This is a genomic window from Streptomyces corynorhini, from assembly GCF_003346515.1.
Taxonomy (GTDB): domain Bacteria; phylum Actinomycetota; class Actinomycetes; order Streptomycetales; family Streptomycetaceae; genus Streptomyces; species Streptomyces corynorhini.
The window spans coordinates 1-8,896 of record NZ_QQNA01000264.1 but is presented as its reverse complement, the minus strand read 5'-3'; the positions used below and the strand labels follow the sequence as shown (position 1 = coordinate 8,896).

Below are 8,896 nucleotides of genomic sequence, written 5' to 3'. Positions count from 1 at the left end.
CCGGGTGGTGCCCGACGGGCGGCTGAGGGACGAGGCGCTGGAGGCCGCGACGACCAGCGCCTCGTACGGCAGGCACGCCGTGACAGGGGCCAGGGAGACGGTGGAACGGGCGCTGGAGACCGGGCTTCGCGCGGGCGGGCTTCGCGGGACGCGTACGGTACGGTCCGCCTCGCGGGACCCGTACAGTCCGGTCCGCCTCGCGGGGCGCGAGCGGACCGAACCTCGTACCGTCGGGGCTCGCCCATGTCACCTGTTGAAGCGCGGGGCGCGTTTCTCCAGGAACGCGGCCATCCCCTCGCTCCGGTCCTGGGTGGCGAACAGGCCGTGGAACACCCGGCGTTCGAAGAGGATGCCGTCGCGCAGCCCGGTCTCCAGCGCCCGTTCCACCGTCTCCCTGGCCGCTGTCACGGCGTGCCTGCCGTACGAGGCGATGGTCGTCGCGGCCTCCAGCGCCTCGTCCCTCAGCCGCTCGTCGGGCACCACCCGGGAGACCAGCCCGGCCCGTTCGGCCTCGCGCGCGTCCATGGTGCGGCCGGTCAGGACGAGGTCCATCGCCTTGGCCTTGCCGACCAGCCGGGTCAGCCGCTGGGTGCCGCCGATGCCGGGGATGACACCGAGTGTGATCTCCGGCTGGCCGAAGACGGCGGAGGTGCCCGCGATGACGAGGTCGCACATCATCGCCAGCTCACAGCCGCCGCCCAGCGCGTAGCCGCCCACCGCCGCGATCTTCGGGGTGCGCAGCCCCGCGAAGACCTCCCAGTCGGCGAAGTAGTCGTCCGCGACCATCTGCGCGGCGCTCCTGCCCGCCATCTCGGCGATGTCGGCGCCCGCGGCGAAGTAGCGGTCCGATCCGGTGACGACGAAGCAGCCGACCTCTGGATCGTCGTCCAACGGCCCTAGCGTGGAAAGGAGTTCGGCCAGCAGCTCGCTGTTGAGCGCGTTGCGCACCTCGGGGCGGTGCAGTCGTACGGTGACGACGCGGCCGGTGCGTTCGGTCTTCAGGTGCGCGGGACCGGGTGATCCGTGTTCCTCCTCGGTCCCGTAGGTCCGGTGTGCCGCGTGGTGCTGATCCATCGCTGCCTCCACTCGTTCCGTCGTGCCCGGTCATGGACCCGGGTCCTGCCCGTGCGGCGCCGGTCGTCCCGTCAGGAGTCCCAGATGGCGCCGTAGGCGGGGATCCCGCGCCGCTCCAGTCCGTGGACGACCAGCCAGGTGAGCTTCTTGTTGGAGATGCAGATGACCGCCTCCGCGCCGAAGTCCCGGTAGGCGGCGTAGGCGAGCCGCACCATGTCGGGCTTGCCGTGCAGGGCGGTGTCCCAGACGACCGCGTCGGGCTGGACCGCCAGGATCTCGTCGACCAGTCCGTCGCCGTAGGTGGTACGGGGGCTGCGCGTGGCCCACACCAGACGTGAGGGCACCTCGGCGGCGAGCAGATGGGGCAGGCACGGGCCGATGCCGCTGCCGGTGGCGACGTAGACGACCTTGCGGAACAGGGTCTCGATGTTGGCGACGCCCGCGGTGGTGATGCCCTTGACCCACACCTCCCGCGGCGCGTCGTCGATGAAGGAGCCCGTCCAGTCCCCGGCGCGCGAGACGGTCAGCCGGAAGCCCGGCCTGCCCGGGGTCGGGACATTGGCGAAGGAGTGCCATTCGCGCAGCGGGCTGCGGCTGACGGCGGTGGAGGAGCCGGCGAACGGGGTCACACCGTGGTCGAAGCGTACGAGCGCCACATGGCCGGAGGGCCGTTCGATCCGTACGGGCACCTTGCGCAGCCGCAGCCACGGCAGCGCCACACTGAAGGTGACCAGGGCCAGCGCCCAGACGCCCGGCTCCCGGAGCGGGGATCCCGGCGCGCTGATCAGCGTCTGGGTCCAGAACAGCGCCAGGGCCGTCCAGCCGCCGAACCGGTGGATCCTCTCGAAGCGGTCGTGGAACCGTGCCCTGAAGGGGGGCAGCGCCGTGGCGACGATGCCGGCCAGCAGCGCCACCAGGGCGCAGCCGACGGCGACTTGGGCGGGCGGGGCGCCGCTCGCCACGAGTGCGGCGGTGTGCGCGAGGAACCACAGCGAACCGGCGAGCGCGCCGCCGACGTGTGCGCCGCCGAAGTGGTAGACCTTGCCCAGCGTCCAGCGGATCCGCAGTGGCCAGTGGGTGGGAACCGAAGTGGCCACGGCGAAGAGGAGATTGATGACGTACTGCTGCCGCACGAGGACGGCGAAGGTGAAGTTCGCGAGCGCCGCGTACGAGAGCGTGGTGGTGGCGACACCGTGGTCGGCGGCCAGGACGGCGAAGACGGCGTTGGCCACGAGGACGAGCGCCGCGAGCCGGTAGTAGTGCGACAGGCGCGGGTGTTTGAGGATCCGTCGCGGCCAGGTGGCGGGAGGCGGCAGGGTGACGTCCCCGGTGTCGAGAGGCGGCGGGAGTTGACCGCGCGTGGTGCCGTGCCCGGTGTCGAGAGGCGGCGGGGGCTGACCGTGTGTGGTGCCGTGCCCGGCGTCGAGGGGCGGCGGAGGCTGACCGTGTGTGGTGCCGTGCCCGGCTCCGGTGGAGTGCGCGGAGGTCATGTGCCACCACCTCCTTCGGCCGCCAGCCGCAGCAACGCCGCCCGGTCCACCTTGCCCCGGCCCGTCTCCGGCAGCGCGGCCAGCGGCCGGACCGTGTCGGGCACGCAGTAGTAGGGGAGGGCGTCGGCCACGGCCCGTTGTGCCGCCTCGGGGTCCACGTCCAGCGGGCACACGAACGAGACGAGGGTGTCGGGATCGCGCTGGAGTGTGAGGGCGCGCGAGCAGCCGGGGACGGTCTCCAGCACGGCCGAGACGGCCCCCGGCTCCACCCGGAACCCCCGGACCTTGACCTGCTCGTCGGTCCTGCCGAGGTGTTCGAGTTCCCCGTCCGGTGTCCAGCGGCCCAGGTCGCGGGTGCGGAACATCATCCGGCCGCCGCCGAGGAACGGGTCGGGCGCGTAACGTTCGGCGGTGAGACCGGGGTTGCCGAGGTAGCCCGCCGACACGCAGTCGCCGCCCGCCCACATCTCGCCGGTCTCGCCGATGGCGCATGGGCGGCGGTTCTCGTCCAGCACGTAGACGGTGTTGTTCGGTGTCGGGCGGCCGATGGTGAGCGGGCCGGCGGCAGGACGATGATGGTGCATGGTGTTGACGATGGTGGTCTCGGTGGGCCCGCACGCGTTGTAGAAGGTGCAGTGCCGGGCCCACAGATCGGCGAGCGGCCTCGGGCAGGTCTCACCGGCCACCGCCACCACCGTGACACGGGCGCAGTGGACCGGGTCGATGGTGCTCAGCACGGTGGGGGTGGCGATGATGACGTCGGCGCCGTGGGCCGTCTCGGCGATGTCCTTGCCCCGGATGACCAGGGTGGCGCCGTGGCTGAGCGAGCCGAGGATCTCCCAAGCTGCCATGTCGAAGGCGATGTTGAGCAGCTGGGCGACCCGCATACCGGGCTCGATCCCCAGATCTCCCGGATGGGTGAGCAGGATGTTGCGGACATTGCGGTGGGTGACGGTGACACCGTTGGGCGTGCCGGTGGTGCCGGAGGTGAACAGGACGTAACAGGCGTCGTCGGGACCGCCGCCGGGCGCGTCCGGTCCCGTACCGCTCGCGGGGGCCGGACGGCCGGTGGTGCTCCCGGTCGGGGCGGGTACGCCGTCGGGCGCGTCGATGACGACCCGTACCGGCTCGGTGCCCGCTTCGCGGCCCCGGGCCGGGACGCGGTCCGCGTACCGGTGCTGGGTGAGGACCACACGGGTGTGCGCGGTCCTCATGACGTGGCGCAGCTGGGAGCGTGGGGCGATCCCGATGTCCTGCGGCACGTAGGCCGCTCCCGCCTTCAGGGTGGCGAGGAGGCCGATCAGCATCGGTATGGAACGCCGGACGAACAGCCCGACATGGTCACCGGGCCGCACCCCGCGGCGTGCCAGGACCTCGGCGAGCCGCTCCGCCCGCCGGTCGAGTTCCCGGTAGGTGATCGTCGCCCCCTGGTGCTCGGCGGCGACGGCGTGGGGGGTGCGCGCGGCCCAGCGCTCGAAGGCGTGGTGGATACGGGAGTGGGGGACGTCGACGACGGGACCGCGGCCGAACTCCCAGAACTGGGGTTGCACGTGCTGGACATGCCGCATCACAGGAAGACCTCCTGATGTGATCCGAACAGATTGATCCGAACAGGGGGATACGGGTGCGCTGATGAGGCCGTGCGGTGCGTTCCGCGCGATTCGCGCAGTACGGTGCGCTCCGGGCACGGGGTGCCGAGGAGCACACGGTGCGGCGGAGGACACGGTGCCGTGGAGGAAACGGTGCGGTGGAGCACCCGGTGCCGTGACGGGGTGCGGTGCCGTGATGCGCGTGCCGTGATGTGCGGTGTGTTCAGTGGCTCCAGGGCACCGCGTTCCACGGACAACTACCGGCGACCGGCCAGGAATCGACCCCGCTCCGGCCCTTCCAGGATTCCACCGACGCCACGGCAACCCCCGCTCGCCAATCGGCGACCCGCAGGTACGGCGGGACCTCGTCCCACAGCCGACTCCGCCCGGAATCAGCGCTTTTCACCCCATTAGAGCAGGTATTGTCCGGCGATGCCCGGCCACGTCCGGAAAGCACCGCTCATGCGATGCTGATGTGTCCTATGAGTCAGATGGAGTCAGGAGAGTTCAGCGGCGTGAAGGCAGTGAAGCAGCGTGGCAGGACCGGAGCATGGGATCGCTTCGCGGCGTCCGACCCCGGTCTGCTGCGGCTGATGGCGGGATTGCGCACGGTCGCGGCGATCGCGCTGACCCTCGTCCTCCTGGCCCTGCTGGGTACCGACGTCACCCATATGGTCGCGGGCGCCATGGCCGCGATGGTCTCCACGTTCGCGGTCAAGGAGAAGCAGGTACGCGGCCAGGCGGTCACGCTCGCGCTCGGTCTGCCGGTCGCGCTGCTGGCGATCTCGCTGGCCGCGCTGTTGCACAGCCGGGTCATCGTGGGCGACGCGTTCTTCGTCGTTCTGATCTTCGGCGCCGTCTACAGCCGCCGTTTCGGGGAGCGCGGTACGGCGCTCGGCCTGATCGGCTTCCAGCTCTACTTCGTCGCCCTGTTCGTGGGCGCCACCACCTCGACCCTGCCGACGCTGTATCTGACCCTGGCCATCGCCTTCGTGTGCAGCGCGGGCGCGCGGTTCGCCCTCGTACCGGAGACACCGGCGCGCATTCTGCGTCGGCTGCGCGACGCCTTCCGGGCCCGGATCGCCCAGCTGGTGTCCACTCATATCGAACTGCTCGACGCCACGCCGGAGCGGCTGGAAGGCGTCCTCGGCGATCTGCGGCGGCGCACCGCCCGGCTGCACGAGGCCGCGCTGATGATCCAGAGCCGGCTGGAGGACGGTACGAGCGACGCGGCCACGGCGGCGCTGCTGCAACGCCGCGTCGCGGACGCCGAGATCGCCACGGAGCGGCTCGGTGTCCTGCTGCTCAGCGCCCGCAGCGCCGAGAGCGCGGACACCCTCACCCTGCACCTGCCGAACGCGCCCGTGCCCGCCACGGGGGATCTGATCTCGGCCGGGACGGACACGACCGCGACGCTCCGCCGGGACCTGGGCGCGCTGCTCCTGCTGGTGTCGCGGCCGGCGTCCGGCGACCGGAACACGGGCGTGGCCCACGTGCGCAACCGGCTGCTCGGCTACCGGGACGAGGAGCGGCTGCCGCGCGGTTCGACCGCCGTCCAGGACGTCTTCCGCGGTCTCGGCGAGGCCGCCCGTTCCGTCGTGGCGCTGCGGCTGGCGCTGGAGGGGCCGCAGGACGAGTCCAACGACACACCGGCCACGACCCGTTCGCGCGAGGAGTTCGACGCGGAGGACATCGCGCTCGCCACCGAGGAGGAGCCGGCGGCGGACGACCGTACGGGGCTGCGCCGCCCCACCACCAGGGCCGCTTTCCAGGTCTCGGTCGGCTCGGTGCTGGCCATCATCGGCGGTGAGCTGCTCTCCTCGCACCGCTGGTACTGGGCGGTGCTGACCTGCTGGGTGGTGTTCCTCAACACCGCCTCCACCGGTGAGATCCTGGTCAAGGGCTACCGGCGGGTGCTGGGCACCGTGCTCGGTGTGCTCGCGGGGGTGGTGCTGGCGGGCGTGGTCGGCCACCACACCTGGGTCGCCTTCGCTCTCGTCCTGGTCTTCATCTTCGCGATGTTCTTCACCGCTCCGCTGTCGTACGCGCTGATGTCCTTCTTCGTCACGGCGATGCTCGGACTGCTCTACACCCTGCTCAACACCTACAGCCTCGACGTGCTGGTGCTGCGTATCGAGGAGACGGTGCTGGGCGCCGTGTGCGGCATCGTCGCGGCCGTACTCGTCCTGCCCGTGCACACCGACCGGCGCACCGACGAGCTGCTGGCGACCGTACTCGACCGGCTGGGCGACGTGGTGTCGGCCTCGGTGGAGCAGCTGAGCGGCGGCCCGGCCTCCGATCTGCTCGGCAAGGCCCGGGATCTGGACACGGCGCTGGACGATCTGCGCGCCTCCACCAAGCCGCTCACCCATCCCATCACCCCGCTGCGCGGCCGCCGCCGCACCGTCCGCTATCTCGTGGCGCTCCTGGAGACCTGCGCGTACCACGCCCGTTCGCTGGCGGCCACGGCCGAGCTGGTCCCTCTCAGCCGCAGTGTCACGGCCGATCCCCGTCTCGAATCCGCGGGGCGCCGTATCGCGCACAACATCGGCGTGCTCGCCGCGCACGTGAAGGACGAGGCGCCGGGCGGCGAGGTTGAATCCGGCGCGAGCATCGCCTCCATGCTCAAGTCCGGGGCACCGGCCGGTCGTCCCTCGGGCACGGTCACCTCCCGTGTCCTGCGCCATCTGCAGCGCCTCGACGAGGGGGTGGCCGGCCTCGCCCGCCCGCTGGACGTTCCGGTGCGGGACCCCGCCGACCGTTCCGGGACCAGGTCCGTACGGATCTGACGGCGGGGACGGGCCCGGCCACCGGGGCGCGGTTCGGGGAGCGCCGTTCGGGGAGCGCCGTTCGGGGAGCGGCCGGTTCGGGGAGTGCCCTTCTGGGAGCGGGCGTTCAGGCGGTGGCGTTCAGGTGGTGCCCGACGCGGCCCGGGGCGGGTGTCCTCGCGCGCGGTCCCGGCGTCCGGTGCGGGGGGCGCCGGATACCGCCGCCCGGGTACGGGAGCTGCTGGCTGCGCACCGCTGACCTGGCGGGCAGCGGTGGATCAGGCGTATGCGTACGGACGTCAGAGGCGGCCCGACCTGCGCTCGCGCCACAGCAGCCAGGCCAGATAGCCGCCGCCCACGACTCCGGTGACCACACCGACCGGCAGCAGCGCCGAGTCCGAGACGCGCTGGGTGGCCCAGTCGCACCCCGCGACGAGGACCGCGCCGGTCCAGGCGGCGGGCAGTACGTTCGGACCGGCGCCCCGGGTCACGCGCCGGGCCAGCTGCGGAGCGGCCAGGGCCACGAACGGGATGGGCCCGGCCGCGGCCACGGCCATGGCCGTCAGGCCCGTCGCGGTGACGAGCAGCACGAGGCGGCTGCGCTCGGGCGGGATGCCGAGCGCGGCCGCCGTGTCGTCGCCCATCTCCAGCAGCGTCAGCCGCCGCGCGAACACGAGGACGACGGGGACGAGCACCACGAGACCGAGTGCGGCGATCCGCACATCGCTCCAGCCCCGGCCGTTGAGGGAGCCGATCATCCAGGTGGCCGCCTGCGCCGCCTTGCCGATATCGGCCCGTACGAAGAGGAAGCTGGTCACGGAGCCGAGAACGGCCGAGGCTCCGATGCCGACGAGCACCAGCCGGTAGCCGTGGACTCCGCGCCGCCAGGCGAGCAGGTACACGACGGCGGCGGTGGCCAGGCCCCCGCAGACCGCGCCGATCGCGGTCTGCGCGGCGCCGGAGTCGTACAGGATGATCGCGACGAGCGCTCCGGCGGAGGCGCCGTTGCCGAAGCCGGTGATGTCGGGGCTGCCCAGCGGGTTACGGGTCAGGGACTGGAAGACGGCGCCCGCCATGCCCATGCCGAAGCCGACGAGCAGTCCGTCGAGGGCCCGGGGAAGCCGCAGGTCCATGACGATGAACTCGGCGCCGGGCGGGCCGCTCCCGGCCACAGTCCGCACCACGTCGAGCGGGCCGATCGCGAACCGGCCGGTGCCGATCGCGAACACCGTGATCACGAGCGCGACCACGCACAGGGCCACGCAGACCAGGACGGAGCGCGGGTCGAACCGTACGGACCTGGTGCCGCCCCTGGCGTATCCGCGCGCCAGGTCGATCCGGGCCCGGCCACCGGCCGATCCGGCGACCGGCTTGACGACACTCACAGTTGGGCCACCTTCCGCCGACGCACCAGTTGGATGAACAGGAGCCCGCCGAGGAACGCGGTCACGATGCCGACCTCGATCTCGGAGGGCGGTACGACCACCCGGCCGACGATGTCGGAGCCCAGCATCAGCGCGGGCGCGTACAGCGCGCAGTAGGGCAGCAGCCAGCGCGGGTCGGGGCCGGTGAAGGGGCGCACCGCGTGCGGGATCATCAGGCCGACGAAGCCGATCGGGCCGCACACGGCGGTGGCGCTGCCGCACAGCAGGGTGATCGCGACGATGGACAGCACACGGGTGCGGCCGGGTGCGGCGCCCAGCGCCCGCGCCGAGTCGTCGCCCAGGGACAGCGCGCCGAGCGGGCGCGCGAGGCAGAACGCGAGCAGGGCGCCGCCCGCGATCAGCGGTACCACTCGCCACAGCAGCCCCGCGTCACGGCCCGCGAGCGTGCCCACGGTCCAGTGGCGCATGGTGTCCAGGGCGCCGAGGTCGACCAGTTGGAGACCGTTGACGTACCCGAACAGGGCGGCGTTGACGGCCGTTCCGGCGAGCGCGAGCCGTACGGGTGTGGCGGCGCGGCTGCCGCCGAGCGC

At 72.4% G+C, this 8,896-nt stretch carries 6 protein-coding genes; 1 reads left to right on the top strand and 5 read right to left on the bottom strand.

Annotation, left to right across the window (positions count from 1 at the left end):
- Nucleotides 1-246 precede the first annotated feature (246 nt).
- The 3 genes from DVH02_RS28065 to DVH02_RS28055 all read right to left on the bottom strand — a co-directional run bounded on the left by DVH02_RS28065 (nucleotide 247) and on the right by DVH02_RS28055 (nucleotide 4,132).
- The gene (locus tag DVH02_RS28065) at nucleotides 247-1,074 is read right to left on the bottom strand and encodes an enoyl-CoA hydratase-related protein (RefSeq protein WP_114626657.1); all 828 of its coding nucleotides are present in this window, start codon (nucleotides 1,072-1,074) and stop codon (nucleotides 247-249) included.
- A gap of 71 nt (nucleotides 1,075-1,145) precedes the next feature.
- On the bottom strand, nucleotides 1,146-2,564 hold the full coding sequence (locus DVH02_RS28060; RefSeq protein WP_233518504.1) for a ferredoxin reductase domain-containing protein: 1,419 nt from the start codon (nucleotides 2,562-2,564) through the stop codon (nucleotides 1,146-1,148).
- Nucleotides 2,561-4,132, bottom strand: coding sequence for an amino acid adenylation domain-containing protein (locus DVH02_RS28055; protein WP_114626656.1), 1,572 nt, complete (start codon nucleotides 4,130-4,132; stop codon nucleotides 2,561-2,563). The genes DVH02_RS28060 and DVH02_RS28055 overlap by 4 nt, the downstream gene beginning before the upstream one ends.
- Nucleotides 4,133-4,644: 512 nt before the next feature.
- On the opposite strand from DVH02_RS28055, the gene DVH02_RS28050 reads away from it, so the two are divergent.
- On the top strand, nucleotides 4,645-6,942 hold the full coding sequence (locus DVH02_RS28050; protein ID WP_407697688.1) for an FUSC family protein: 2,298 nt from the start codon (nucleotides 4,645-4,647) through the stop codon (nucleotides 6,940-6,942).
- 278 nt (nucleotides 6,943-7,220) lie between these two features.
- Here DVH02_RS28050 and DVH02_RS28045 read toward each other — a convergent pair whose 3' ends face one another.
- Together DVH02_RS28045 and DVH02_RS28040 are read right to left on the bottom strand one after the other, a co-directional pair.
- Nucleotides 7,221-8,306: a FecCD family ABC transporter permease gene (locus DVH02_RS28045; protein ID WP_114626655.1), complete on the bottom strand. Its 1,086-nt coding sequence runs from the start codon at nucleotides 8,304-8,306 to the stop codon at nucleotides 7,221-7,223.
- Nucleotides 8,303-8,896 (bottom strand): FecCD family ABC transporter permease (locus DVH02_RS28040; RefSeq protein ID WP_147286144.1); only part of this gene is annotated, 594 nt, incomplete at its 5' end. The genes DVH02_RS28045 and DVH02_RS28040, both read right to left, overlap by 4 nt.